The sequence below is a fragment of the Flagellimonas crocea genome, assembly GCF_033441595.1.
GTDB classification, from domain to species: domain Bacteria; phylum Bacteroidota; class Bacteroidia; order Flavobacteriales; family Flavobacteriaceae; genus Flagellimonas; species Flagellimonas crocea.
Map to the genome: position 1 here is coordinate 810,037 of NZ_JAUZVX010000002.1, position 24,059 is coordinate 834,095.

27 protein-coding genes are annotated in these 24,059 nt (G+C 42.9%); 15 read left to right on the plus strand and 12 right to left on the minus strand.

Going from position 1 to position 24,059, the window contains the following annotated elements:
* Positions 1-8: 8 nt before the first annotated feature.
* The 4 genes from SD449_RS08880 to SD449_RS08895 all read right to left on the minus strand — a co-directional run bounded on the left by SD449_RS08880 (position 9) and on the right by SD449_RS08895 (position 2,232).
* Positions 9-251: a DUF6520 family protein gene (locus SD449_RS08880; RefSeq protein WP_318310058.1), complete on the minus strand. Its 243-nt coding sequence runs from the start codon at positions 249-251 to the stop codon at positions 9-11.
* Between the two features lie 58 nt (positions 252-309).
* Positions 310-768 (minus strand): DoxX family protein, encoded by a 459-nt coding sequence (locus SD449_RS08885; RefSeq protein WP_318310059.1) that lies wholly within the window; start codon positions 766-768, stop codon positions 310-312.
* Between the two features lie 77 nt (positions 769-845).
* Complete coding sequence (locus tag SD449_RS08890) at positions 846-1,808, minus strand: AraC family transcriptional regulator (RefSeq protein ID WP_318310060.1); 963 nt, start codon at positions 1,806-1,808, stop codon at positions 846-848.
* Between the two features lie 52 nt (positions 1,809-1,860).
* A complete protein-coding gene (locus tag SD449_RS08895; protein ID WP_318310061.1) occupies positions 1,861-2,232 on the minus strand; it encodes a DUF7793 family protein in 372 nt (123 codons plus the stop codon).
* Between the two features lie 374 nt (positions 2,233-2,606).
* On the opposite strand from SD449_RS08895, the gene SD449_RS08900 reads away from it, so the two are divergent.
* The 5 genes from SD449_RS08900 to SD449_RS08920 all read left to right on the plus strand — a co-directional run bounded on the left by SD449_RS08900 (position 2,607) and on the right by SD449_RS08920 (position 6,472).
* Positions 2,607-3,446, plus strand: coding sequence for an RteC domain-containing protein (locus SD449_RS08900; protein ID WP_318310062.1), 840 nt, complete (start codon positions 2,607-2,609; stop codon positions 3,444-3,446).
* Between the two features lie 269 nt (positions 3,447-3,715).
* Positions 3,716-4,003, plus strand: a complete 288-nt coding sequence (locus SD449_RS08905) for a DNA-binding protein (protein ID WP_318310063.1) — start codon at positions 3,716-3,718, stop codon at positions 4,001-4,003.
* Entirely contained in the window at positions 4,000-4,674 is a 675-nt protein-coding gene (locus tag SD449_RS08910; protein WP_318310064.1) for a hypothetical protein, read from the plus strand. The genes SD449_RS08905 and SD449_RS08910 overlap by 4 nt, the downstream gene beginning before the upstream one ends.
* Positions 4,658-5,335, plus strand: coding sequence for a P-loop NTPase family protein (locus SD449_RS08915; RefSeq protein WP_318310065.1), 678 nt, complete (start codon positions 4,658-4,660; stop codon positions 5,333-5,335). The genes SD449_RS08910 and SD449_RS08915 overlap by 17 nt, the downstream gene beginning before the upstream one ends.
* A gap of 18 nt (positions 5,336-5,353) precedes the next feature.
* The gene (locus SD449_RS08920; protein ID WP_318310066.1) at positions 5,354-6,472 is read left to right on the plus strand and encodes a hypothetical protein; all 1,119 of its coding nucleotides are present in this window, start codon (positions 5,354-5,356) and stop codon (positions 6,470-6,472) included.
* A 686-nt stretch (positions 6,473-7,158) separates the two neighbouring features.
* Here SD449_RS08920 and SD449_RS08925 read toward each other — a convergent pair.
* Positions 7,159-7,689 carry a hypothetical protein gene (locus tag SD449_RS08925; protein WP_318310068.1) on the minus strand — a complete coding sequence of 177 codons (531 nt, stop codon included), beginning with the start codon at positions 7,687-7,689 and terminating at the stop codon, positions 7,159-7,161.
* 194 nt (positions 7,690-7,883) lie between these two features.
* On the opposite strand from SD449_RS08925, the gene SD449_RS08930 reads away from it, so the two are divergent.
* Positions 7,884-9,014 (plus strand): AbiH family protein, encoded by a 1,131-nt coding sequence (locus tag SD449_RS08930; RefSeq protein ID WP_318310070.1) that lies wholly within the window; start codon positions 7,884-7,886, stop codon positions 9,012-9,014.
* Between the two features lie 23 nt (positions 9,015-9,037).
* Positions 9,038-9,661, plus strand: coding sequence for a hypothetical protein (locus tag SD449_RS08935; protein ID WP_318310072.1), 624 nt, complete (start codon positions 9,038-9,040; stop codon positions 9,659-9,661).
* Here SD449_RS08935 and SD449_RS08940 read toward each other — a convergent pair.
* The 4 genes from SD449_RS08940 to SD449_RS08955 all read right to left on the minus strand — a co-directional run bounded on the left by SD449_RS08940 (position 9,631) and on the right by SD449_RS08955 (position 12,119).
* Positions 9,631-10,134 (minus strand): hypothetical protein, encoded by a 504-nt coding sequence (locus tag SD449_RS08940; RefSeq protein WP_318310074.1) that lies wholly within the window; start codon positions 10,132-10,134, stop codon positions 9,631-9,633. The two genes, SD449_RS08935 and SD449_RS08940, sit on opposite strands and share 31 nt — an antisense overlap.
* Before the next feature lie 105 nt (positions 10,135-10,239).
* Positions 10,240-10,503, minus strand: a complete 264-nt coding sequence (locus SD449_RS08945) for a hypothetical protein (RefSeq protein WP_318310075.1) — start codon at positions 10,501-10,503, stop codon at positions 10,240-10,242.
* Positions 10,504-10,560: 57 nt separating this feature from the next.
* Entirely contained in the window at positions 10,561-11,283 is a 723-nt protein-coding gene (locus SD449_RS08950) for an SOS response-associated peptidase (protein ID WP_318310077.1), read from the minus strand.
* A 215-nt stretch (positions 11,284-11,498) separates the two neighbouring features.
* Positions 11,499-12,119: an N-acetylmuramoyl-L-alanine amidase family protein gene (locus SD449_RS08955; protein ID WP_318310078.1), complete on the minus strand. Its 621-nt coding sequence runs from the start codon at positions 12,117-12,119 to the stop codon at positions 11,499-11,501.
* 244 nt (positions 12,120-12,363) lie between these two features.
* Between SD449_RS08955 and SD449_RS08960 the strand changes: the two genes are divergently transcribed.
* The 8 genes from SD449_RS08960 to SD449_RS08995 are packed head-to-tail and all read left to right on the plus strand — an operon-like array spanning position 12,364 to position 19,186.
* Positions 12,364-12,657, plus strand: a complete 294-nt coding sequence (locus SD449_RS08960) for a hypothetical protein (RefSeq protein ID WP_318310079.1) — start codon at positions 12,364-12,366, stop codon at positions 12,655-12,657.
* 35 nt (positions 12,658-12,692) lie between these two features.
* On the plus strand, positions 12,693-12,962 hold the full coding sequence (locus tag SD449_RS08965; protein WP_318310081.1) for a hypothetical protein: 270 nt from the start codon (positions 12,693-12,695) through the stop codon (positions 12,960-12,962).
* Positions 12,959-15,385 carry a TraG family conjugative transposon ATPase gene (locus SD449_RS08970; protein WP_318310082.1) on the plus strand — a complete coding sequence of 809 codons (2,427 nt, stop codon included), beginning with the start codon at positions 12,959-12,961 and terminating at the stop codon, positions 15,383-15,385. Before SD449_RS08965 ends, SD449_RS08970 begins: the two co-directional genes overlap by 4 nt.
* Entirely contained in the window at positions 15,372-15,977 is a 606-nt protein-coding gene (locus tag SD449_RS08975) for a coiled-coil domain-containing protein (RefSeq protein ID WP_318310083.1), read from the plus strand. Before SD449_RS08970 ends, SD449_RS08975 begins: the two co-directional genes overlap by 14 nt.
* Positions 15,978-15,989: 12 nt before the next feature.
* On the plus strand, positions 15,990-16,814 hold the full coding sequence (locus tag SD449_RS08980; protein WP_318310084.1) for a hypothetical protein: 825 nt from the start codon (positions 15,990-15,992) through the stop codon (positions 16,812-16,814).
* Between the two features lie 29 nt (positions 16,815-16,843).
* Entirely contained in the window at positions 16,844-17,461 is a 618-nt protein-coding gene (locus SD449_RS08985) for a conjugal transfer protein TraK (RefSeq protein ID WP_318310086.1), read from the plus strand.
* 4 nt (positions 17,462-17,465) lie between these two features.
* On the plus strand, positions 17,466-18,383 hold the full coding sequence (gene traM / locus SD449_RS08990; protein WP_318310087.1) for a conjugative transposon protein TraM: 918 nt from the start codon (positions 17,466-17,468) through the stop codon (positions 18,381-18,383).
* Complete coding sequence (locus SD449_RS08995) at positions 18,380-19,186, plus strand: DUF4138 domain-containing protein (protein ID WP_318310088.1); 807 nt, start codon at positions 18,380-18,382, stop codon at positions 19,184-19,186. The genes traM and SD449_RS08995 overlap by 4 nt, the downstream gene beginning before the upstream one ends.
* A 91-nt stretch (positions 19,187-19,277) precedes the next feature.
* Here the strand turns inward: SD449_RS08995 and SD449_RS09000 are convergent, their stop codons facing one another.
* The 3 genes from SD449_RS09000 to SD449_RS09010 form a co-directional block, all read right to left on the minus strand.
* The gene (locus SD449_RS09000) at positions 19,278-20,984 is read right to left on the minus strand and encodes a zinc-dependent metalloprotease (protein WP_318310089.1); all 1,707 of its coding nucleotides are present in this window, start codon (positions 20,982-20,984) and stop codon (positions 19,278-19,280) included.
* Between the two features lie 432 nt (positions 20,985-21,416).
* Entirely contained in the window at positions 21,417-21,755 is a 339-nt protein-coding gene (locus tag SD449_RS09005; RefSeq protein WP_318310090.1) for a hypothetical protein, read from the minus strand.
* Positions 21,756-22,434: 679 nt separating this feature from the next.
* On the minus strand, positions 22,435-24,057 hold the full coding sequence (locus SD449_RS09010; protein WP_318310091.1) for a type IV secretory system conjugative DNA transfer family protein: 1,623 nt from the start codon (positions 24,055-24,057) through the stop codon (positions 22,435-22,437).
* Positions 24,058-24,059: the final 2 nt, after the last annotated feature.

Sequence of the window (24,059 nt, forward strand, 5' to 3'; positions counted from 1 at the left end):
GACAAGTACTATGGGTTCCTGCCCAATGGTGTGGACAGGGAAGGTTCGGCATATAATTGATTGCCGAAGTACGTACAACTGATGTCGCCGTTAGGTTCACAGTCGTCCCCTATGGTCACCTCCATGACCCCGCTTGACGTTTGATAGTACGCCACTTGACTGACCGTATTGCTCTCGGTGGCAAAAGCCAGACCGACCGCCAAGAGGATGGCAAAGGCCGGTAAAACAAGTTTTAAAAATCTAGTTTTCATAGTATTAAGAATTATATGTTAATGCCTACTCTTTTCTTCAGGTTTTCGGCTTCCCCTATCACTGCACAGTGTTTTTCGACGTTGATTTTTTCTGATTTTCCATAAGCAGGATACCGATTAGGGCCAGTGCCATCCAACAGGCATTGAACACGAGGTGGGTTTCCCAGCCCATAGAGGATATGACCCCACCGCAGGAGCAGGGCATATGGTCACTGAAACGCAGCATCCAAACGATATAGCCCGTGAAAAGGGACATTAGTATAAGAGCCCCGTAGAGTGCAACCAGCCGATATACTTTGGTCAGTAGCAGGATGGCGAGAACAATCTCAAGCAGGGGCACGATCCAGGCAACCCACTCGGCGAAGGGGCCCAAGAGCTGCGAGCGGCCCAATTGGAGCTTAAAGTCGGATAGTCCCATGAGTTTACTGCTCGCAGTATACAGGAAAAGTATGCTGTAGAGATAGCAGATGGTTTCCACTATGGCTTGACGCTTTTTTATGAGTATGCCAGTATTCATTGTAAGAGATTGATTTACAATGATAAAAGTAAAAGGGTCCAAAGATCTCTAAGGGATTATTTAGGCTCTGAGAAGGATTATTTTGAAAGTTTCCGAAGTTGGGACGGCGTGTAACCATACATTTTTTTGAATTCCCGTGTAAAGTGGTTCCCCTTTTTGAAACCTACGGTCTTGGCAACGGCCAGAATGGTCTTGTTGGAGTGCTCTATCAGGATATGGGCCTTTCTGAGCCGTTCATATTTTTGATACTGAAAGGCCGTCATGCCGAAAAGCTCCTTGAATCCCTTTTTGAACTTGTACTCGTTGGTGTTGCAAATATGGGCCAGCTCTTTGATTGATGGCAGCGGCATATCCAGGTTATCCATAATATATCGTTCGGCCTTCCTTAGGTTATCCATATCCATGGCGTGGAGGATGTGGGTCTCCGTTTTTTCTGGTTGGGGCAAAAGGCCATGGGCCTGTAATTGTTTTTTCAATTTCTTTTGAAGTAACCCCTGATCCGTTTCATCGTTCTTGATCAGTTCAAAACAGGCCACCATAAAAGTTCCCTCATGGTTCCAATGCTCTGGGAAATAGATCACATGACAATGGGCGGGGAGCTGGAGTCCCGATTGCTCTAAAAATGATACCCGAAGGGTCAGTTCCCAAACCCGATCTTTAGGGGATGCCTTCAACAGTTTTTTCCATCCCTTTTTTGAGCTTTTGTCCAGCAGTTGAGCAAATGGGCGACCGTTCAAGGTCCCTTCTTTGTAGCTTAATAGTGTTTCGACCCTTGGATTGGTCCTAGTGACCTGGCCTATTTCATCCAGTTCAAAGAACAATTGAACGACCATTTCATAGGAGTTGTGGAGTTTGATAAAGCCTTGGTGCAGAAAGGCGTCCCTGAGTTCTTCGGTGGTGGTGTTCACCAAAAACGTCAGGGCCTCCAGTGCATCGTTTTTGTCCGTTCGTTGGATTTGGTAGGAGAAGTTTCCATTGGCGATATGTACCAATTGGTTGTAGATATCCTCTAATCTTTTTTTGTTTTCCGGGCTGTCCATATTCGTTTCCTTTTTTTTGGATTCATAAACCATCGGAAACGGTATACGCTACCTATCGACGGTACAATAGGTACTTACGGGCCGTTTCCATGTCGGGGAACACTTTGATGGGCGCCAAACGCATTCGGATTGAAATGTATTTGGAGAAGACCTGTTCCAGGGGCGTTGCCGCTACCAGAATCAGTTCCTCGACCAGTTCGGCACCTTCTCCGGATAGATAGTGCCAGGCATCCTTTTCGATATGCCTGACCCCATTGATATTGCAAAGGATGCGGTAGGGTTTCCCCCGTTGCAGTGACATACGGCGGGCCACCGTTTTTTTGGCTCCAGAAAGGTCAATGGAAATACCCTCTTTCCAAACAAAAAAGAGGATATCATCATCCAACCACATGGTGGCCAATTCGGTTTCCACAATTCTTTTCATCCGTTGCGACTTTAAAATGGGCGTTTAAAATAAAAAATTTCTGAAAATATTTTTAACAAGAAAAATCTGCTTTTTTAACAAAATAGGCTCCAAAACGTAAAAAAACTTATCTGTAAGGGATTTTTTTGACCCCATCATGTCCTTGATGCCGAAAACATTATGGATTTTATTTAGTTTGAAACCGTGCGATTTGATACCAATTCGTTCAGCAATTCAAATTTGTACAACTGATTTGGTACAAAAAGGACGGATTCGAAGGATATCCAGCAGAAAAGTTCCCTGAATACGAATTTGATGTAAAGTGCCTCTCCTTTATGATATGGTAGAGGAAGGGTGCAGAATACGTTTTTGGAGACCAGTAAAGATTACCTATAATGAAATATCAAAAACTGCTATCGGAATTTGAGGGCCAATTGGAAGCCTTGGAAAGTGGGGACGGTGATATCCTTTACAAAGCGGAGAGGGGCATAGCCCTGGTGGAGAAGTGCATCCGAAAACTGCAAAAGCAGATCGTAGGCCAGGATTTTGAGACGCAGGCCGACGAAATCTATTTTTTTAAGCACGTAAAGCCCCAAATTTTCAGCAAGCTCATCTATTACATCAGGCTTTTTAGCATTGAGAGCAAACGGCCACGGGGTAAGGATGTATCCCAGATTAAATACTTACAGCAGCAAATCGATAAACTGCAGACCTTCTTTAACGAAAACCTTGAATTTTATAATTATTACCGACGTGGGGCGATGTCCATGGACGAGCAGTATTTTGTCCGGGGTAACCGGGATCTGCGCATGCCTTTGGAATCCTTCCACTTTTTGATCGATGATGAGTTTTCCACCTGTCAGGATGGCACGGTGGCCACCATTATGGCCTATGACATGCTCATCGTGTACTTGAGAAAGGAAGTTGATGATTTGAATAACAATATGGAACCTACAAAGAACACACCAATGGAAAAACCATCAAAACTTTTTTGGACGGGCAGCAAGACCGATCTCATCGAGCTGCTCTATGCCCTGCATACCAGCAAGTGCATCAATGGGGGTACTGTTGATATCAAGGAAATGGCCTCCCATTTCGAATACTTCTACAATGTTGACTTGGGCAATTACTACCACACTTTTATCGATATCCGCTCCCGTAAGAGCAGCCGGACCCGGTTCTTGGACCGGCTCATCGAGATGCTCAACCAGCGGATGGAATCCCTTGAAGAATAGACTCCGAATTTTTCCCAAGTTGGTACCAACTTGGGAATTCTGGTTTTCGGGGGTTTTGGCGCCCCTTTTTTGCGATTTTGAAGCTTTTTTGGACTTCCCAAAAATCCAAATGGCCCTAAATCGACACAAATTGTATGTCAAAAAAATCGTTCCCAAGTTGGTACCAACTTGGGAATTTTTTCCAAAAAGGTTTTTCAGTTTTGTGGTCGAACCGGGATAGGGAATCCGGGACGTAATAGCTCCTATACCTATCCAAAAACCACAAGCATATGGCAGCAACAATCATTACCACGGAAGACCTCATGGAATTCAAGGTCGAACTCTTGGAGGAGTTCAAGAACTTGATGGTGGAGCACACCCATCCCCAGCCCAAGAACTGGCTGCGTTCCAGTGATGTACTGGAGCGATTGGAGATAAGTCACGGCACCCTTCAGAGCTTGCGCAACAAGAACATCATCCCCAGCTACAAAGTTGAAGGCATCCTTTTTTATGATGCCGAGGAAATCGACCAGATTATTCTGGAGAACAAGGTGGAATCCGTGGACGGTAGGGTATGAATTACATCAAGCACCTTAATGCCGCTTTGGTGGAAATCTATGGGGACGAGCGTTTGTGCCCCGGCCACATCAGTTTGTACCTGACCCTGTTCTTCTATTGGAATTTATACCGGTTTCCAGAGGAATTTCCGGTCAATCGCAGGGAACTGATGAAGATGGCCAAGATCGGTTCCAAGTCCACTTACCACCGTTTGTTGAAACAATTGGATACGATGGGCTACATCAGCTATTCCCCTTCTAACAGCCCGGCCCGTTCCAGTAGGGTCGGACTGTCCCAAAATTGGGACAAGAGCGGTACGGTCATGGAACGGAGCCGTACCATTTTTAGGACCTACTGTCCCACCAGTGTACCCGACACCTTATATAAGAAAACAAAACAAACGAACAAACGCTCTTCGGGAGCACAGCCCAGAAGCCAATTGGAAGTTCTCAATTTTTTTAGGGAGAACGGATATGGAAAGGAAGAGGCCCAACGGTTCTTCAACCATTATCAGGCCATTGGCTGGAAGATAGGGGGCAAGATTTCCATTGTGGATTGGAAGCCGGCCGCGCACAATTGGATGCTCAAGGCCGATGAAATAAAAAAAGCAAGTTACTCATCAATGGCACAGTCAAGAAACCGGGACCATTTGATGGTCGAAACACAAAAGGACTATGGGCAACCCCTCTAAGATAACGGAAGGCGGCGTGGTCTATTCCCTAGGTGAGTTTGATGGGAAGCAAGTGGCCTATGATTTTTCCAAGGTGTTGAACTATATGGATGCGAAAGGCAAACTCTTGTTCGGAAGAAATTTTAGGCTCTATCCCGAGGACCATGAAGTCTTGTTAAAGCTTTGCAATTATATGGTCCGTGATCATACCAGTTGTCAAGCACTTGGCATTGATCCCGATAAGGGCATCTTGCTTTCGGGTCCAGTGGGCTGTGGCAAGACCACCCTAATGAAATTGATCAGGCATATCACCCCGCACTATCGCCCCTATGAGGTCATACCGGCAAGGAACATTGTCTTTGGGTTCAACCATGTCGGTCATCGCATCATCGAAGACTATGGCAACGGCCGGTATTTCTGTTTTGATGACATCGGGGTGGAACAGATGGGGCGACATTTCGGGAAGGATTGCAATGTCATCGGGGAAATCTTGCTGTCCCGCCATGAGCTATTCCTTGAATCAGGCCTTCGAACTCACGCCACCACAAATCTTAACGCCGAGGAGCTGGAGGAACGCTATGGCAAGCGGGTACGGAGTCGTATGCGGGAGCTTTTCAACTTGGTGGCATTTGACCAAAATGCCCAGGACAAACGGGGAACAAAAAACACTGACAAAAAATAAAATCAAAAATCGACAATCATGAGAATAGCAACGATGAATATTCAAAACCTTTTTCACAGGGACCTCTCCTTTTTACGGCAAAATGCTTCCAAGAACCTTCAGGATTGGATGGAGGAATTTCAATCCTTGTTGAAAAGCCCCAACAAACAGCACCAAGAATTGGGGCGGATGCGGGAATTGGCCTTTTTGATGGGTTTTAGCCCACAGGCCACCGAACCCTTTTTAACCCTGCGAAGAAAGGGTGGTCACCTTTACGTAAAGCCTTTGGGCGGGGAACGTCAGACCAGGGCCACGGAACGGGTCGGTTGGAATGGCTGGGTAGAACTCAGAAGTTATCCGTTGGATGAAAAACATCGAAATGCCAAAGTGGAGTGTATTGCAAAGGCCAATCCGGATATTTTGGTATTGCAGGAAGTGGAGGATAGGGCCTCCCTATCAGATTTCAACAGGGATTATTTGGGGCCAAAATTGGGCGGAGCCTTTGAGCAGTGGCTGTTCACGGAAGGCAACGACAATCGGGGATTGGGCCATGCCATCCTGACCAGGAACGGTTACCGAATCGTCGGGTTCCAACCCCATGCCCATGAACGTGACCAAGAAGGTAATGACCTTTTTGAAATGGACTGCCCAGAATATACCGTAGTGACCCCGACCGCGGATGAGCTGACCATCATTAGTACACGATTCTCGGAGGATAGCAGAGATATGGATTACAGTGCGAAGCGGAAGGAACAGGCCAAACGGCTAGATTCTTACTGCAATCGTTTATTCGCTCAGGGCAAGGATAGGATTGTTATATGCGGAACCTTAGGTGAGGTTTCGTATGGAAATAGCCTAAGGCCATTGTTGTCAGACAGAAAGGTCAGTGACATTACGGAACATTCAGCCTTTGAAGTAACCGGTAATAAGGACTCAAATAGAATTTCCAACAATGAACCACACTCGCGCTGGTTGGCCAAACATGACTATCTACTGAGCTCTTCATTGTTGTATGACCGCATGAACAGCTGTGGAGTTCACTTTCCTAGGGTAGAACAGAAAGCCCGTATTTCAAAGTTGGCCCCTTTCAAAATCAATGTTATAGATAAGCCCATATCAGCACCTCCGCTATTATGGGGTGACTATGGAGTGGAATGAACTAAACAGAAATATTTGAAGAGTCAACTTTTTCGCTATGTTTACGACCTTTCTTTAGAATTTAAGCGGGCCACCTAGATATTATAATTTATACATGTGTACACGTCATCCCTGATCTGTGAAAGGGTCCCATGGCACTATTTTCCATACAAAGGCGAACAATTGATAAATTTGAACGAGGTTTATATGTCCAGTTTTTTAACTAAAAAACTGGACAAAGACTATCGAAACTTATATTGCTTTAGATAGTCATAATAGGCACCATTTTTTTTCCTGCATAGGCAATTAAAAGGGTCAAATATCTATCTCCAAAAATAATATCCACAAATACCCTAACACGTTAAAGGAGATCTTAATGATCAAAATGATTAGCATAAGGTGGATATCCTTTTGCATTTTTGAATGACTTGTGGCCTGTTATTGATGAAGATATAGGCTGTCCTTTGCCAATTGTACCATTGTTGAATCCTTATACTGTTCGTCGAACAACTTCCTTCTTTTGACCTCCGATAGGAAATTTTCTGTTTTACTCATTTAACCTCCAGTATTTTCACTCGATTTTGAAATGTAATCATATCCTGCTGTAAAGTTTGGATGTTTTCAGAGTTAGATTCAGGGTATTTTGAAAGGATTTCGATTTGTTCAAGGACATATTTGAGTTCTGACAATATCGATTGGATTTAGTTCTATTGGCCTTTAGATTCCTTTTTCTCCAAGGGCTGAAGCTTTAATTCTTTTAATTGAGCTATAAGCCCCTCAACCTTTTTGGTTTTGGCCGATACGATGTCTTTGTAAATCGAATATGGCTCTATTCCCAAAGTTCCAAGGACATCAGATAATTTATTTTCATCCGGTGTTTTTTTGATTTCTTTGAATGCGGTATCAATCTTCTCAATAAGAAATTTGTATTTAGATGTGTAATTTTCGGAGCCAATGTCTTTGTTTAACTCCCTATAAAGTTTTAATCCCCTTCTGTCCGTCATATCAGCACATAATTGGTTGATAAGCACATCGGAACTTTCCTTTATGCTGAAATACCATTTTTTCGCATCATCTCCCTTTTCCAGTAACATGATTTCCGAAACTGTTTTCACATGACTTAAGTAGGCGACCAGCCCCAATTCCTTGGATTCTGGTAATGTAATCTTGGGCTTGTAATCTTGGGCCATTAATATAATAGTGGCCAATAAAAAAATCGGCAGGATTAGATTTTTCATTTTGGATGTTTTTGATTTGACAAAGGGGGAGTTTTTAAATATACCCAATACCCCTTTAATTCCTTTGCACGAAAACCTTAAAAATTCTGGGGTTTTTCCCCAAATGTTGATAATTCCGTTGAGAACCCCCGCCCAGTTGGTCAAATGGGAGCCTTAATAGGCCTTACCTTGCTGGTCTTAAATGGTTTATATTTATGGAGCAGGAAAAAGAAGAGTATAGTTACAACAGAATTGTTATAGTTGGGAATGGACTTGATTTAGCAATGGGCTTGAAAACCTCCTATAATGATTTCTTACTCGATTATTTTAAAGAGTCCGCAGAGCACGCTAGGAATTCAACTTACTCGGATTCAATGTTTTCAATTTCAAATACAAATAATTGGAAATTTGCTGATCCTTTACAATGCATGACAGTTAAAGATTTTATTGATTTAACTATGAAAAATGGAAGTTGGCATGTAACATATCATGGGATTCTAATTGAAATAATCAAAAATTTTTCATTTCAAAATTGGGTTGATATTGAATCACTGTATTTTGATGTTTTGATTCCTATAATTGAGCATGAAAAAACGAAGGCATTAACTGAAAGAGATTATAAAAGGGTAAAGGAATTAAACATTACATTTAAAGAATTGACTGTTCATCTAGATTCATACATTGAAAAGTTGAATAAGAGTCGGCATGTTGATTGTGTTATTGACAAGTATTATGGATTTATGTCGGATATTATTGAAAGGCAGACCAATAAAAACACTTGCTTGAATCATGAATTGGACTATGAGAACCTGCCAGACCCAAATAAAATCCTTTTTCTAAATTTTAATTATACGAATTCAATTAGAAGATTGATTAATCGTAGTATTCCAGGTTTTAATTATTCAGTAATAGATATACACGGCCAATCAGGAAGTAAATCAAACCCAATTATTTTTGGTTATGGGGATGATACCCACCCGTTTTATGCAAAGATTGAAGAAGAACGTTCAGATGTTCCTTTGGAATTCATTAAATCATTCTATTACAATCGAACAACAGATTACCATCAAATGCTGGGGTTTGTCGAATCTGGCCCATTTGAAGTTTATATAGTTGGACATTCATGCGGGTTGTCTGATAGAACTTTGTTAAAATCGATTTTTGAACATAGGGATTGTATTTCCATAAAGATTTTTCATAAAGGTGCCAAGGATAAAAGTGTCAATCTTAATGAACATATAAGGAAAAATATGGCTATTTCCCGCCACTTTGACAATAAGGAAAAATTGAGAAAGAGGGTTCTTCCGTTTGATGAGCATGCAGCAATTCCACAAGTAAAAGAGTGAAACCAAACAGATACATAAAGGCAATGGAGATTGGGCTGGCCCACGAAAATGAAGGTATAACTTACCCTGACCTAATAGATAAAATCCAGCAACATACTGGCAAGATGACCCTTTATGCGGAATCGACATTTTATTATTGGTTTATAGATAATTTTTCGGCCACTAATATCGAAACGAAAAATTTCTCAGGTTGGAAACCGCAGTTCCAATATTATTATTATTTTAAACATGGTATTGATAAACCTAAAAGTAATTTAACTGAAAGTGGGGAATCACTTTTTAGGCAGCTAGAAAAAATAAAATGGTTTCTCAATGGGGAAGCGGCGAAACAATACTTGGACTATAAGGAACTTGTTGAATCCCAACAGACCGCCCAGGATGCACGTGAAGCTTCAAAAGAAGCCAATGAAAAGGCAACTAAATCTATTAGGCTGGCAATAGCTTCAATTGTAATCAGCGGTATTGTTGGGGTTGCAAGCATAATTATTGATTTAGCAGCACCAAACCCTCCTTATGATGTCAATGTGATCGAGGACAAAACCAAAGCGGAGCAGTTGGAAAATGAAAACCAACGGTTAAAGGAGGAACTTTACAAGGTTGAAATGATGCTAGAGGCCTATGAATCTGATTCGCTTTCAGATTCTTGATTTTTTCGCTGCTGTTCATCTTTAGGCTTTAATTCCTTTTCTCTTAAAAGTTCAACAAAGATTTCCCCTTTCCATTTCATTTCTGCATCGATAAATTTTTGATATTTAAATTGCCAATTGTGAAAGCCATAGAACATCAAAATCAGACCTGTAATAATTATTAAAATTGCCAAGAACCTTAACATCTTTGATTTATATTTTATGGCTTTAAGATTATTGTTATGCTCTACCAAGTTCAATCTTGATGATTCTACATCCACAAACAAATTCTTATGTTCTTCTATTTTTTTTCCTATGAGGTCACGTAATTCATTAATGTTTTCTTCATTCCCAGTTTCAACCGCACTTTTCAGTTCCCCTAAATAGAAATCATAATCACTATGGTTTTTTGCATCAACCACAGAATCTTGAAAGAACTTAAAATCGGCTTTTGCCAATTGTTTTTGTGATTCAATAATCTCCGTTAAGTCCATGTATTGAAGGTAAGTTCCAAATACAAACAAAATCAAACCAAATATTGTATAGAACTTGTAGAGGTTATCTGTTGGAAGTGATGGAATATTCATACAATAAAACTACTAATTCTTGATGAGTTCCCACCCTATACGGGGCAACATCTCGAACTGTTCCACCTTCATAAGCTTTAGGACGTATCCAGAAGGGTAGCGGTGGCACAAAAATATACAGTCGTCGTTGGCTTCAAGGTAGAAGCCTTCCATACTAATGGGCCGTTGCTCCACCTTCATTTGTTCCAAGGCGATTTCATACCGGTACGCCCCGATTTCGCGCATCAATATTTTGATGGCTTTTTTGTCCGAATTTCTGTATTTGATATGCTTCATTGGAAATTATCCCAAAATTAGGATTTATTCCAATACACCGTTAGGTGTGTTGATAAATTAAAACAGACTGCTCTGTTCATTGAGTTCCGGATAATCTTTCCTTTCAATAGCCAGCTTTTTGTTGGTGTCGATTCCTCTTTTGTACAGATTGCGTGATACGGGATAGGCTTCGATTTCTTTGGTGGAAAATGCGGATTTCATGAGTTCTTTGATACCTGGTTCATACAGATCGGGGAGGAGCCAATCCTCTTCCCAGTGTTCGTCCAAAATCAATGGCTGCCTTTTCTTCTGGTTGTGTATCTGCTCAAACTGTTTATTGGCCGGCATGGTAATAATGGTACAGCTATAGAGGTCGTCATCCAGCTCGGAGTAGAGACCGGCAAAGGCGAAAAGTGAATCATCCTTGTAGTGGCAGAAGTAGGGATAGGACACTTTGTTTACATGATGCGGTTCATGGAAACCATCGGCTACGATGAGACATCGCTTGTCATGGATGGAGTGCTTAAAGGTGTTGCTGGAAAAAACCGTTTCACTTTTGGCGTTGAGGGTATTGTACCTTTTGTGGAATGCGTCCGGGTCATCCATTCCAAAGGGAGGAATATAGCCCCACATGGCCGGAAGCAGTTCATCGGGATATTCCATGGGTACAATATACAGGTTGCCATGGGTAAAGCCGTTCATATGATAGTAAGGGGTATACTCTAGTTCTATTTGCAGTCTTGCCCTGAACCTTTCTTCGACTTCTTCCTTGGTCTTCCGCAATGTGGTGGAGTAGCACATGACATAAAGATAAATTATTTGGGGTCATTTTGATTTTTAAGGTCGGAGAAATTTCACCTCGAATAAACACCACAAGATATACCGGTTTTATCCCGAAGCATATAGTGTTCTTAGGATTTTATCCTTTGTTCCGCAATTGGTCCACGTCGTTCTTAATGAAGTTTATCCATGCGGACAGTAGTTGTCCCAATAATTGTATCATGGTCAAGAAGAGTTCAGTCATGTTGGAAAGTTTTGATTAGTGAATGTAAAAGGGCCAGGGCAATGGCGGATTGACTTTCTGTTCTTTCAGCAAAATCCGCTTCCACGGCATTGGAGATAAATCCCGTTTCCAAAAGGAGGGAGGGGCAATGCCCATGGTTATCCCGTAACACTTGGAAGTCGGCATACTTCAAACCACGGTCATTTATGCCCAACTTGTTCTCTAAATAATGCGCCACGTTAGTGGCAATAGCATTGGATTTTTTATCGACTTGCCCATGGAACAAAAAGATTTCAAATCCCTGTGCTTTCTTATTTGGGGCTTGGTTGCAATGGAGGGACACAAAGGCATCCGCTCCAAGCGCCTTGGCCAACCGTGCCCGGTCACTCAAGGAAATCAAGGTATCTGTATAACGGGTGAGGTAGATTTGCAAACTGTCCCCGAACAACCTACGGTTCAACTGCAGACATTGGTTGGCTATTTCCAAGACCACATCCTTTTCCAGAATCCCATTGGTGCCAATGGCTCCCGAATCAGGTCCTCCATGACCCGGGTCGATGACCACAATGGGCTTTTGGGCCATTGCTATTGAACAGTAAAAAAACATCAGTAGGGAGCATAAGTACATTTTCATAGTGGAAGACTTTTGTTGGATAATTTCCAGCGAACTGCTCATTTTGATGCCAATACTTCAATAATTAACACCTTCAAGTGTTAAAAAATGTGATTTTTAAAGTCTTTTCTCCGTATCACTGGAAATTCCACATCAGAAATCCCATTGGGCAATACAACCAGCTCTAGGGTCATTTCAATCAATCATCACAAACAGGTCTCCATTACCGAAGTATGGGGTGGGGCCCACCAAAAAACGAACGGTCATGAAAAACTTTAAAAAATCAGCAACACTGTTTATTGGACTTCTCGTCTCCCAGGCCAGCTATCCCCAAATCGGGGGCATCGAAGATTCCGTTGCGGACATCTCGGATACCATCCGGGCCATTTTCCCTATCATCCTAGGCGTCATCTTCTTAATCGGCTTTCTTTTCAATGCGGGCCATTTCTTTGGGGAGAACGCCGACCTCAAAAAAGGGATCACCCGTGTTCTCGTCTTTGTGCTCATCGCTGGGGCGGTCGTTGGGATCTTTACCTATCTCATCGGTATTGTCGTCTAAGGCGCACGCAACATTTTAGTAAACAACAAGATGATATGAAACAGTATAACGTGTACCGAAACATCCGTGTCCGTGCCTTGATCTTTGGATTGCCCGTGGCTTTTTTTGCCCTCCAGATGATGGCCGTTGTGGGCTCTCTCATGGCGGTCATCTTCTCTTTTAATTTGATGCTCCTCATTGGCGTAGGCCTTTTCAATGCAGTGCTTTATGGTGTATTGCTCAAACTGGCCCAAGAACCCGGAATGCTCCAAATAGGGGTATGGTTTCCGCATAGTATCTCGAACAAAAAAATAACTACCCTATGAACATTGCGATAAACTTTCATGAAAGCTATCCCATTGTGGACATCGAACAGAATAGGGTATTGGCTAACAACGGGAACATCGCTTACGCCTATCGAGTGGAGCTGCCCGAGATTTACTCCTTGTCGGAGTCGGATTTCGAGGAGCTGCACGGGCAATGGGTCCAAGCATTAAAATCCTTACCTATTGGTACCATGGTCCACAAGCAGGATATATATCAAAAAAAACCTTTTGATGCTAGTCTACTGTCAGAAGGTTCATTTCTGGCCAAGGCGACTAAGGATCATTTTAAGGGCAGGGAACACCTTTGTCATGAGTCCCTGATCTTTTTTATCTGGCCCAAGAACAGGGCCATCAACAGCTCCGCGCTGATCAATCCTTTTGCCAAGGTGCCCAAAAAGTTACCGCAGGCCCTTGGGGAACAAGCGGAGGAGTTCGCTAAAGCAGTCAGGGATACCGTTGGATTTCTCAACAATTCCCCAAAACTAAAACTATTGCCGTTCAACCAGGCCGCTATGATCCAATACACGGATGCCTATTTCAATGGATTCAATGAAGGATTCGATACTGACATGGTATTGGACAAGAATAAAGTACAAGTTGGTAATCATTGGTTTGGGGCCATGGCCGTGAACAATGAAGCCTGTTTTGGGGATACCGTGCAGACCAGCCGGCCCAACGCACAATATACCGCAGATGGGTTTTTGTTCCACCAAGGTTTTATCGATGGGTTCGGGCTTACCCTTACTGGAAATCATATCGTCAACCAGATCATCCATTTGGATGATCGGCACAAATGGCGCAAATTGGTTGAAAAGCGGTTGGAGGAACTCTCCAAGAGCAGCAATTTCGGTTCCCGGAACAAGCTGCTATTCGATAGGGTATCGGATACCCTTTCCGAACTTAACCAAGATGATTCAGCATCTATCATCAGGGGCCAATTGAACGTGATTTGTTGGGCAAAGAGTGGACAGGGCTTGGATCGATTATTATCAGAACTCACCGCCCGTTTCAAGGAATTGGATATGAAACCCTACTGTCCGGTGGGCAAGTCACGCATCCATTATGTGCTCAACAGCTACCCCTTGTTTTCCAGTAATTTTGGCGATACCGACCTTTATGTCACCGACCTAAAACATGCACTCTGTTTATGGATCAATTCCACAAATTATCGCTCGGATAAAAAGGGAATCATTTTCAATGACCGTCTGGAAAACATACCTGTGGTCAAGGATGTATGGGACGAGGAAAAGCATCGTATCAAGGCCCGGAACTTTGCCATATTCGCTCCTACGGGAGAGGGGAAATCCTTTTTGGCCAACAACATCTTACGACAGTATTTTGAGCAGGACGTACGCTTAGTGATCATTGATCTGGGCGGTAGTTACGCCAAGTTTGCCCAGTTGTATCCAGATGAGCATATCATCCTGAAATACCAACCCGGTAAAAACCTCGGTATCAATCCCTTTTGTAAAACCTCTGGCGATAATGTCGCCGCGGAGTGGTTGGAGGACCTGACCAACTTCTTGATGGAACTATATGCTACTGACGATACTATGGGCAAGGCACACCAGGTCGCCCTGAAGAAAATCCTTTGTTCCTATTATGAAACAATCAAGGAAGGGCATTCGCTCGAAGGGCTGTATACCTACATTCAAGAACATCAAAATACCTTATTGGAGTCCTTGGGCATTGCCCCCGGTTATTTCAACCTTACCAATTTTTTGCACATTCTCTCCGAGTATGTGGGCGACGGTATTTACAGTTTTCTTTTTAAGGTAGGAGAGGACCAATCCCATCGGTTGGAAGACAAAAGGTTGATCATATTCGAGTTGGACGAGGTCAGGGACAACCGTGAGGTCTTGTCCGTAATGCTCAAGTTGATCAAGTCTGCCATCCAACGGACCATTTGGCAAAACCGTAGCGAGCGGGGCATCATTCTATTCGATGAGTTTGCCAAACAGCTCAAGTTCGACAATGTATTGGAGAGCGTAGAATTCTACTATCAGGCCATCAGAAAGCAGAACGGGGCCATTGGCATTGTATTGCAGTCCATCAACCAATTGCCAGAGAACCATACCGCTGCCACCATTTTGGAGAATACCCAGGTCATCTACAGCCTACGTAATGAAAAGGGGTATGACGCGATCCGGCAACGCCTCAATTTAAGCGTTCATGACCTGAACCAGCTCCGGTCCATCAGGAACGACTTGAAGGGCGAACGCAAGTACACGGAGATCTTTATCAAGATAGGGTCCGAAAGTAATATCTACCGTCTGGAAGTACCTCCAGAGGCCTATGCCGCCTACCTCACCGACGGCACCGAAAATCAGGCTATCATGGAGTTTTACGAAAAGACCCAAGATATGGAACTGGCCATCCAAGCATTCATTAATCAGAAAAAACTGCAACATGAAAACACATAAAAATCAATCCATGAAGAAGGTGCCCTTTCCGATTATGGTGGCCCTGACCCTCCTGCTTTTATCGCCCGGCCGTGCTACGGCCCAGGGGATGCCGGTGTACGATAATACCAACTTTATATCCTTGGCGAAACAGCTGGTCGAATCCGCCAAGCAGACCGCGGAATTGTTAAAGATGGTGGAGCAGCTCAATGCGGTGCGGGAAAAGATAGAAAAGGTCAACAATGCGGTGAGGCAGTACCAAGCGGTTCGAGATATCACCAGACACAACGAACAACTCTTTGAGATGGTCCGGGACGATTTGAGGGAAGTCTTGAACTCCCCTTATATCCATGGTGACGAAGTCGAGATCATATCCAATGCCTTTAACGGTATCATGGAACACTCCCTGGACCAATTGGATTTTATGGGTCAGGTACTCAGCAATGACTTTTTGAACATGACAGACGCAGAACGGCTGGACATATTGGAGGCTCAGCGCGAGGAATCCCAAAAAATGTTGGCCGATATCAAGCATCGTAAAAAGCGGTACGACATGATCATCTCCTTTCGGAAGATGCAGGCATTGATAAAGGACAGGAAACCCAACTATTAAAACTAGAACGATATGGGACTTGAATATGTGGATGCGGTCTTTCAGACCATCAAGGACAGTAGTTTTGCCACCTACACCATTGGTGGGATGAAGGCCTTGGCCATACTGTTCTTTTTGGTCAATATCATCAAAAAGTATTATGAAGGAGGAGCAACACAAACAGGACTCACTTGGGGACTTACGCCGAGCGATCTGATTCGGAATTTTGCAGTGGTATTGGTCGTATTGTTTTCCACGGAGGTGTTGGGCGCCTTTGACGGCATCTTGGTGGCCATTGAGACCCAATACCGCGATACGGCGCCAGAACTGATGCCCTTGGCTCTGCAGGAAGTGGAGATCGAGGAGGAGACCGGACTGTTTGACGCGGCCACCAAGGCCATGGGACTGCTATATGAATGGCTGGCTACCCCGTTTATTGGGCTAAGGACCCTGGCCTGGGCCGGGAGTTTGTTGCTTTGGGTGTTGGATTTCTGCATCTATCCGCTCTTTTTGGCCGAACGTTATTTTATCCTTGGGGTAATGCAGGCTTTTTTTCCTTTGGTCATTAGCATGGCGGTCTTTGAAAAGTTCAGGGAAATAGGCTATCGCTTCTTCCGCTTGTATGCAGCGGTATATATGATTGTCCCGGCCTTCTTTTTGGTCAATGTCTTTGTCAATGCACTGTATCAGGAAATCACGGATAATTTTTGGCCCAATCTGTTTGGGACGGACTTTGGCAGCGAACTGTTCGCTCCCTTGATCGACTTGGCGGGGATAGGGTTTATCGTACTGCTGAAATTCAAACTCTATAAACGGGCGACCACTTTCACCTTCCGACTTTTTGCGGGGGGCGTCTAATCCATAGTCATTCTTGAAAACAAACCGTTATGAAAAAAGTATATAAAAACATCACTGATGTCCTTCGTTTGAACCGTTTTATTGTTCTGGCGGTGGTCGTTCTCTGTCTCTTGACAAGCGGACTTTCGATGGGACTGCTGTACCACTATCAAGAGAAATTATTGAACGCTGCCTTTGCGATAGATTCGGAAGGCACGATACTGCCATTGCAGCTGGTCGGCCAAGAAGAGAAACGGGAGGTCGAGGCTTTGGCCCATATTGATCTGTTCCACCGCCTTTTTTATGGTATTGATGATACCAATTACCGCGATCATCTGGATAAGGCCTTGTGGCTAGGGGACGCTTCAGTGGATGCTATTTACCGACAAAAAAAGTCGGATGGGGTCTATAACCGTCTGTTGCAGTTTTCCTTGCGGCAACAGGTTGCACAGGTGGACATTGAACTGGACTTGGACAAGGAGCCTTATCGTTTTAGGGCGAGGACCGTATTTGAGGTCCATCGGGGAACGGTCATGGACCGCTACCAATTGGTTACCTCAGGCGAACTCATTGTAGTGGAACGTAATTTTCCATACAACCCACATGGACTGTTGATTACCGATTTTTTTGAAGATTCCCTCCGTCAACTTGAACCAGAAAACCATTAGTGTCATGATGAAAATGGATAGAAACAAATTGTTGTTTACAGGGCTGCTTATCAGCATTTGTGGGTTTATTATTCTCTATGCGCTGCAGATGGGGGAACCTTCAAAAGATGAGGAGATAAGGCAACCAAGGGTGCCGGAACTGGTAGAGGAACCAGAAGAGTTCAGCTCAAAGTTGGAGGCCGTGGACGCCATCCAGGAAGAACGGGAACGAACAAAGCCCAGTTTGTACGGGGAAGAGTATATCGATTCAACCGGGACATATGACCCGGAATTACAGGAGAACGAACGACAGCGAATCGTGGACAGCATCTATAGGGAGGGGCGTATTGATTATGGGGCGGGCACGTACCGAAAGCCAAAATCAAAAACCCAACCAATAAGGGATACCCAAAAGGAAAACTCCGACCCAAAGCCAGCACCAAGACCCATTGATTTTTCAAAGGCCCATACCGCTTTTTTTGGCTTTGAAATACTTCAGCGTGATAGTGTTCATCCACCCGTTGCCATTATGGCCATGGTCAATGGTGAGCAACGGGTACGGGCCAAAAACCGCCTTGAGCTTCGGTTAATGGAAGATGTTGTATTCAACAGTAGGTTTTTTAAGCGGAACACCTTGCTCTATGGCTTTGTCTCCTTTCGGGCCAATCGGGTGTTTGTCGCCATTGACCATATCGGCCAGCACTCGGTCCGTTTGAAGGCCTACGATATAATGGACGGGGAAGAGGGCATCTATGTGGAGAACAGTTATCGAGAAGAAGCAAAACGTGAGGTGCTGGACGATGCCGTTCAGGATATCAGTGTTCCGGGCATGCCCCAATTGGGAGGCATTAAGCAGGTATTCCGACGATCCAATCGTACCGTGCGCGTGACCGTTCATGATGGTTATCAACTCATACTCAAATCAGAAAATCAAAACCTATGAAATTAGTTCAATATCTACCGGTACTTTTTTTGTCCACTATTGCGGCCTATGGGCAATCAGACACGCTATATGTTAACGATACCCATATGTTGTCCCTTATATTCCCAAAGCCGATATCAAGGGCTGTCACTGGGCATTCCAATTATACGCTGGGATATAATCAAGTAACTCCAGAAAGGGTAGGGCTTTTGCAAGGAAACCAAGGTTCTGACAGTAATCTGCTGGTGGTGACAGAGGATGGTCTGGCCTATTCCTATTATCTGGTCTATCGTAAACAATTCAAGGAAAGTCATAGGTTTGTAAATACAAGTCAGGCTATTGGTAATGTCCTCCCTAAAAATCCCTTGGATGGGATGGCCCAAAAGAAAATAAGAAGATTCCAAATTTTTACACCATCAGACAGTCTTCAGTATCGCAGGGCCAGCCAATACTTTTCGGAACGAAATAACACCGTACTCAAGGCCCAACGTAAAGATGGGATGATCCTTCGACTTCGTGATGTGTCCTATTTTGGCAAGGAAACCTATATCGTTCTTGAAATCGAAAATAGGTCTGATATCGATTTTGAGGTGGATTTTGTCCAGCTGTTCCGGGCACATGGGAACCCCAGAAAGAAGTCCTCCTATCAGAAACTTTCTTTGGAACCAATTTACAGATATAAAAAGCCTTCCATGGTTAAGGTGGGTAAAGTGGAGCGTTTTGTATATGTCGTACCCAAGTTTACCTTGACTGGCAAGGAACAGCTAATGGTAGCGCTGCAGGAGAAAAGCGGCAGTCGAAAACTTATTGTATATAATAAATGAGATTTTACAACCCATTTCAGTTGGCCTGTAGCTTGATAATTTCCTTCATTTGAAATCTACCAAAGTGTAAATAAAACAACCTGATTCCCTTTTATTCGATGAGCACCTGATATGTTTCCTCTAGGTCTTTACTGGTAATTCTTAAAAAGTAGTTACCGCTTTTTAACTCGGAAACATCCATTTTCATGGTATTTTTTGAATCATTCCATTCATTGGTTTGAACTAAGGTACCACCAATATCGTAAAGATGGAGCATATAGGTTTTTGAATATTTTTCGGTTCCCAAATCATTAACTATCTGACTATTTGCAAAATCAATATACAGGGTCTGGCTTGCCGGGTTGGGAAAAACCGTAAGAAGTGTACTTTGGCTTTGAGAACAATTAAATGATAGTACAAGCTTGCTAACACTGACGGGTGGACATCCACCAGGATAACTCACATCGGCAATGATCATATTAGTTGAGCCGCCGCCATCTTTTCTTACGGTGACTACATTATTATTTTGACTTAGTATAGTCATGTAACTCGGAACGCTCCATGTTGTTACCCCTTGATTGATAAGATTTTGTATGCTGTAAGTCTTTGTTTCGCCGATGCATATTTGATCGGGTCCTTGCAAGTATATATCGTCAATATTATTGTTGATACAATTTTGTGTATCTATAAAATTATTGATTCTATTTTGACTTGCATTGCTCCAATAAACAGGATCTCTTTTTTGACCTTGGCACATTACCGAAGCATTTGTGGTATTACAGGATACCGCATCACCATGAAGACCGCCAAGGTTATGTCCAATTTCGTGGGCCGTAGTCAAAAATTCGTCCGTACGGTCTTTGGTATATGAACATGAACGTATATCACATATGTCACCAATGCCTGATGCTCTACCCAAATTGCCTCCTAAGTTCTTAGCTGTAAAATGGTGCACGAGGTCCCTTCCGATTGAAATCCTGGTGCCAGTGGTCCATACGGATTGAATCTCTGAAATAATGGTGGCTGAGTTTGTCGAACTGTAAGCTCCTGTTAGGTTGATCTGCTGTGCTACAAGAACTATTTGAATATTGAATGTATTTGCATACTCATCTTGAAAGTTATTGAAAATACCTTGAATTCTTGGGTATGTGTTAAGTCCGTATTTGTTAAAATAAGTAGCATCCGCATCGACGGCAACTTCCAAAACATCACAGGGGGGAACATACGAATTTTGTGATAAATCCATTTCGGAATCCAGATTCTTAACAGCCAAAGTCTCATCCGTCGTACAAATACCATCCAAGTCCTTTAAGTTATCAAGCTCATAGAGTACAATTTTATCAGGTGAAATAGACTTGTCTTCCAAAAGATATTTCAATTGTTCTATAACCGTCACACTGTTCTCATTCTTTATAATTCCATAGATAAAATCCTCATCTACGGTAAGTCTGACATAATTATTGTCATCAAGATAACCGCTATAAGTTTTTATCTTGCTTTGCTTGTACGGGGTAAAACCATCTTTGGTAACAATTCCCATTTCTACCTTGTTTGAAAGTATAGCTTTGGGATGTATTTTCATATTATATTGTTTTCCCTCTTCAACCGCCCAGCTAACTTCTGTTTCAATAAGGGATGAAGAAATCTTGCGGTCAAAACTTACCAAATCAAGGTCTAACACCTCATAATTGGTGAATAAACCATTCAGCTTTTCAATGTTTTTGTCATCGAGCGGAATCTTTTTCAATTGAAAATTGTTCTGGGCATGAGCTATGCTTAAAATCATGAATAAAGAAAAGGCCAGTGTAATTTTTTTCATAACATATCAGATTGTGGTCAATAATATTAACAATAAAAATACTATTTAAATATAAAGAATAATCCTATAGATTGAATAATATATGTGATTTAGTAGTATAATATCATCTACTATTGCCGATTATTAAGCAGAATGTAATTAAAAGGAGTACTTTAAAATACCAATATGGGGTGTGATAAGGTTGGAAATTTAAGTTGCCGTGATTCTAATTTTAAAGTCCGTCTATTACAAGATATGGAACGATGGACACTCTTTTTGACCGCTCTTCGAACCAAAGTTTGATTATTTGCTCATGGTGATTTTAGCTGGAATTTTTTTCAGTGCAGGATGAAGCGGACTTGATATTTGCACAGGTCAAGATTCATTATTCAAATAAGTCACCATAAAAAGGGAGAATTAAGTGTTGCAGCATTAAAAGAGCATACCAGCATTTCAATCGATTAGGCTTATTCCGGTTAGCTCAAAAGGGTTCGCACAGAGGTCCTCGGTCTCAAAGGTTTCATACATAGCTCCACTAAAGGTTACCCTGGCACCATCAATGCGAAAATCCTCTTCCAAATTACAGGGGCTCAATAGATTTGTTGCTTGTCCTTCCAAGATTTCATCGGGTTCAATTGTATAACCCTGTTCACAAGAACCCGTGCTTGGTTCCCTTAAAGTTCCACTGATTGACTGCACATTTCTTACAACACTCCGGTTTTCGCCTTGGTAACAATTTAGAATGATGTCGTCATCAGAACAGCTGTTGTATGTGACCAAAACAAGTGACATTGTTAAGAATAATTTTATCATCTTTTCTTTTGTCATTAGAATTGTTTAATTGTTATACGTAGGGTTATACCTACATCTAAAGTTATTGTTTTTTTCTTAAAAGAGTGGTCAATACCTTATAAGTTGCTCTGTTTTGCATAAATTTTAACAAAACTTATAAGAGGGTACCATCTTTCTTAAATAGTGTAAATCATCAACTGAAACTGGACTCGCTTTGTTCCAAGGTTAGGCATGGTTTCGTTGATTTCTCATTTTAATATTTATAATCAATTAAACTACAATTACTTACATAAAGTGGCGGGGATGGCTTTAGTATTTATTAAGGTTTTAGTGTGGCAATAACCCTGGTATATACCCAGTAAACATCCAGATTTTCATAATTACCCGAATTCTTATTTCTGTTAATGGAGAGATATTTTTCCTTTTGGAGTTATGCTTGAAGAAGTTTTGCAATTGTCAGTGTTTATTTTTTCACCAAATTAATTCCATAAAAACAAGTGTCATCTTTTTATTCCAAACTGATTTGAATATCAGTATCTCCAAAAACCATTTTCCCTTTTAGCATCAAAAAATAAATATGACTCATCTTCAGCTGGAAAAGGGAACATAAAATGATTCACGAATAATTGAAAATCACAATAGGGTTGTATTGACAAACCGTAAAAGTCTCAAAAAAGGTTCATTGTTTTTGAAACAATCCCTTCACCTCCAGATGTATCCTCTGAAAATTGGCGGCTATTTCAGGGCTGTTGGAAAGGTAGGTAGGTTTGGGTAAATCCCGCTCAGCCTTAGGCACAGGAAACCGCACCTTTCTGTCCTTCCCATCCGAAAAGGCAATGAACTCCCCTTGTCGTAACCGAAAGAACTCCTCGGATCGTACCTTGCCCACTTCCCGTTCGATGTTGGTGATCCGGGTATCGGATTCCATAAAATCCGCTTTCTTGCTCACGCTCCGTATGGGTTTTTTGACCAATTCGAAAAAACGTTCGTAGTAATAGGCCGTATCCGGGTCATTGGCCTTCCCAAAAAACTGATAGGAGAGGTTAGAGAGGATGGCCCTACTGGCCTTATCGCCGTACATCATATCGTTTTGGGCCTTGTCTTGCATCACATAGACAGTGGTGATATCATAGCTGCGGAGGGTGGCCGGAATGCGGTGCATATTGAGCAGTCGAATCGTCGGGGCCTCTTCCATTAATACAAAGGACGCTCGTTGTCCTCGCAGGCTCATTTGTTTGATGACGGTATGGAGGATAGTGGCGATGATCGGGGAGTAAGCGGTTTCAAATTTGGGATGGTTGACAATGGATAGGATAGCAGGGTGCTCTGGGTTGTTGATATCCAGGTCCACTTCATCGGCGGAAAGCGCCATAAAGATTCGTTGGGTCGATATTTTTTTGAGGGCATTGGCCAGCGTGGAAAGTACCCCTGCGGTTTGGCGTTCGGAGTCCTTGCCTGCGATAAAGGCATCGGCCATCGCCTTGGCCACGAGATCTTGGCTCAGCCATTGAATAAGGTGTTCTGGTTCTAGCAATTGGTATACCGCAATCAGGTGGGGGAGGGTGCAGTATTTGGGGTGATGGGTGCGAAGCATCCAGATGAGCCCGCCCAACAATCCCTCAACGGCATCATTGAAGAACTTGGAGGAACCCTGGGCCACAGACTCCCGTTGTTCGAGAAGGTTTTCCAGCAGGACCCGGGAGACCTCGTTCACGCTTTCTTCATCGGGCAGGTAACGAGGCGCAATGGGATTCACCCGTTTGTGGATGGTATCGAAAGACACGATATGAAATGGAATGCCTTGGTCATGGAAGATGGGATAGGCCAGCTCGGTAATCTCAAAGTGCTTGTAATCGTGGATGACCCCACAAAAGCCATGTTTCTGAAAATGCCGCAACAAGGCATAGACCACAGATTCTGTTTTCCCGCTTCCCGCAGAACCGATAATGGAAATCCCACGCCGAATGTTTTTGAGTTTCAGGGCACCACTGCGGAGGGGTAGCCGAGCTTGGTATTTCTGGGGTATGTTGTCTTCGTCCTCACGTATATGAAACAACAATCCAACTAGCATATTCAGGAAGAGGGAAGGCAGCAGGGCATACAATAATAATGGCCCTATAAAGTCCCAACCCAAAAAGTAAACAAATAGGCCACCATCTAAAACAAACAGTCCGAAAATTATCAGTGCACCCCATCGTTGAACATGTTGGAACAATAGCATGCCCAATCCCAAAGGAAGGTATAGTAACCACCAGTGGTCGGTGAAAAAAGCATCAACAGTATCCAAGTATTCCACTGACATAA

Excerpts from the sequence above, each read along its gene's own strand:
- SD449_RS08975 (WP_318310083.1), top strand. The coding sequence starts at position 15,372 with ATGAAAACACATAAAAATCAATCCATGAAGAAGGTGCCCTTTCCGATT.
- SD449_RS08910 (WP_318310064.1), top strand. The coding sequence starts at position 4,000 with ATGAATTACATCAAGCACCTTAATGCCGCTTTGGTGGAAATCTATGGG.
- SD449_RS08995 (WP_318310088.1), top strand. The coding sequence starts at position 18,380 with ATGAAATTAGTTCAATATCTACCGGTACTTTTTTTGTCCACTATTGCG.
- SD449_RS08955 (WP_318310078.1), bottom strand. The coding sequence starts at position 12,119 with ATGAAAATGTACTTATGCTCCCTACTGATGTTTTTTTACTGTTCAATA.
- SD449_RS08980 (WP_318310084.1), top strand. The coding sequence starts at position 15,990 with ATGGGACTTGAATATGTGGATGCGGTCTTTCAGACCATCAAGGACAGT.
- SD449_RS08965 (WP_318310081.1), top strand. The coding sequence starts at position 12,693 with ATGAAACAGTATAACGTGTACCGAAACATCCGTGTCCGTGCCTTGATC.
- SD449_RS08920 (WP_318310066.1), top strand. The coding sequence starts at position 5,354 with ATGAGAATAGCAACGATGAATATTCAAAACCTTTTTCACAGGGACCTC.
- SD449_RS09000 (WP_318310089.1), bottom strand. The coding sequence starts at position 20,984 with ATGAAAAAAATTACACTGGCCTTTTCTTTATTCATGATTTTAAGCATA.
- SD449_RS08970 (WP_318310082.1), top strand. The coding sequence starts at position 12,959 with ATGAACATTGCGATAAACTTTCATGAAAGCTATCCCATTGTGGACATC.
- traM (WP_318310087.1), top strand. The coding sequence starts at position 17,466 with ATGATGAAAATGGATAGAAACAAATTGTTGTTTACAGGGCTGCTTATC.
- SD449_RS08915 (WP_318310065.1), top strand. The coding sequence starts at position 4,658 with ATGGGCAACCCCTCTAAGATAACGGAAGGCGGCGTGGTCTATTCCCTA.
- SD449_RS08985 (WP_318310086.1), top strand. The coding sequence starts at position 16,844 with ATGAAAAAAGTATATAAAAACATCACTGATGTCCTTCGTTTGAACCGT.
- SD449_RS08960 (WP_318310079.1), top strand. The coding sequence starts at position 12,364 with ATGAAAAACTTTAAAAAATCAGCAACACTGTTTATTGGACTTCTCGTC.
- SD449_RS08940 (WP_318310074.1), bottom strand. The coding sequence starts at position 10,134 with ATGGACTTAACGGAGATTATTGAATCACAAAAACAATTGGCAAAAGCC.
- SD449_RS08950 (WP_318310077.1), bottom strand. The coding sequence starts at position 11,283 with ATGTGCTACTCCACCACATTGCGGAAGACCAAGGAAGAAGTCGAAGAA.
- SD449_RS08900 (WP_318310062.1), top strand. The coding sequence starts at position 2,607 with ATGAAATATCAAAAACTGCTATCGGAATTTGAGGGCCAATTGGAAGCC.
- SD449_RS08895 (WP_318310061.1), bottom strand. The coding sequence starts at position 2,232 with ATGAAAAGAATTGTGGAAACCGAATTGGCCACCATGTGGTTGGATGAT.
- SD449_RS09010 (WP_318310091.1), bottom strand. The coding sequence starts at position 24,057 with ATGTCAGTGGAATACTTGGATACTGTTGATGCTTTTTTCACCGACCAC.
- SD449_RS08905 (WP_318310063.1), top strand. The coding sequence starts at position 3,716 with ATGGCAGCAACAATCATTACCACGGAAGACCTCATGGAATTCAAGGTC.
- SD449_RS08885 (WP_318310059.1), bottom strand. The coding sequence starts at position 768 with ATGAATACTGGCATACTCATAAAAAAGCGTCAAGCCATAGTGGAAACC.
- SD449_RS08890 (WP_318310060.1), bottom strand. The coding sequence starts at position 1,808 with ATGGACAGCCCGGAAAACAAAAAAAGATTAGAGGATATCTACAACCAA.
- SD449_RS08945 (WP_318310075.1), bottom strand. The coding sequence starts at position 10,503 with ATGAAGCATATCAAATACAGAAATTCGGACAAAAAAGCCATCAAAATA.
- SD449_RS08880 (WP_318310058.1), bottom strand. The coding sequence starts at position 251 with ATGAAAACTAGATTTTTAAAACTTGTTTTACCGGCCTTTGCCATCCTC.
- SD449_RS09005 (WP_318310090.1), bottom strand. The coding sequence starts at position 21,755 with ATGTCACTTGTTTTGGTCACATACAACAGCTGTTCTGATGACGACATC.
- SD449_RS08930 (WP_318310070.1), top strand. The coding sequence starts at position 7,884 with ATGGAGCAGGAAAAAGAAGAGTATAGTTACAACAGAATTGTTATAGTT.
- SD449_RS08935 (WP_318310072.1), top strand. The coding sequence starts at position 9,038 with ATGGAGATTGGGCTGGCCCACGAAAATGAAGGTATAACTTACCCTGAC.
- SD449_RS08925 (WP_318310068.1), bottom strand. The coding sequence starts at position 7,689 with ATGAAAAATCTAATCCTGCCGATTTTTTTATTGGCCACTATTATATTA.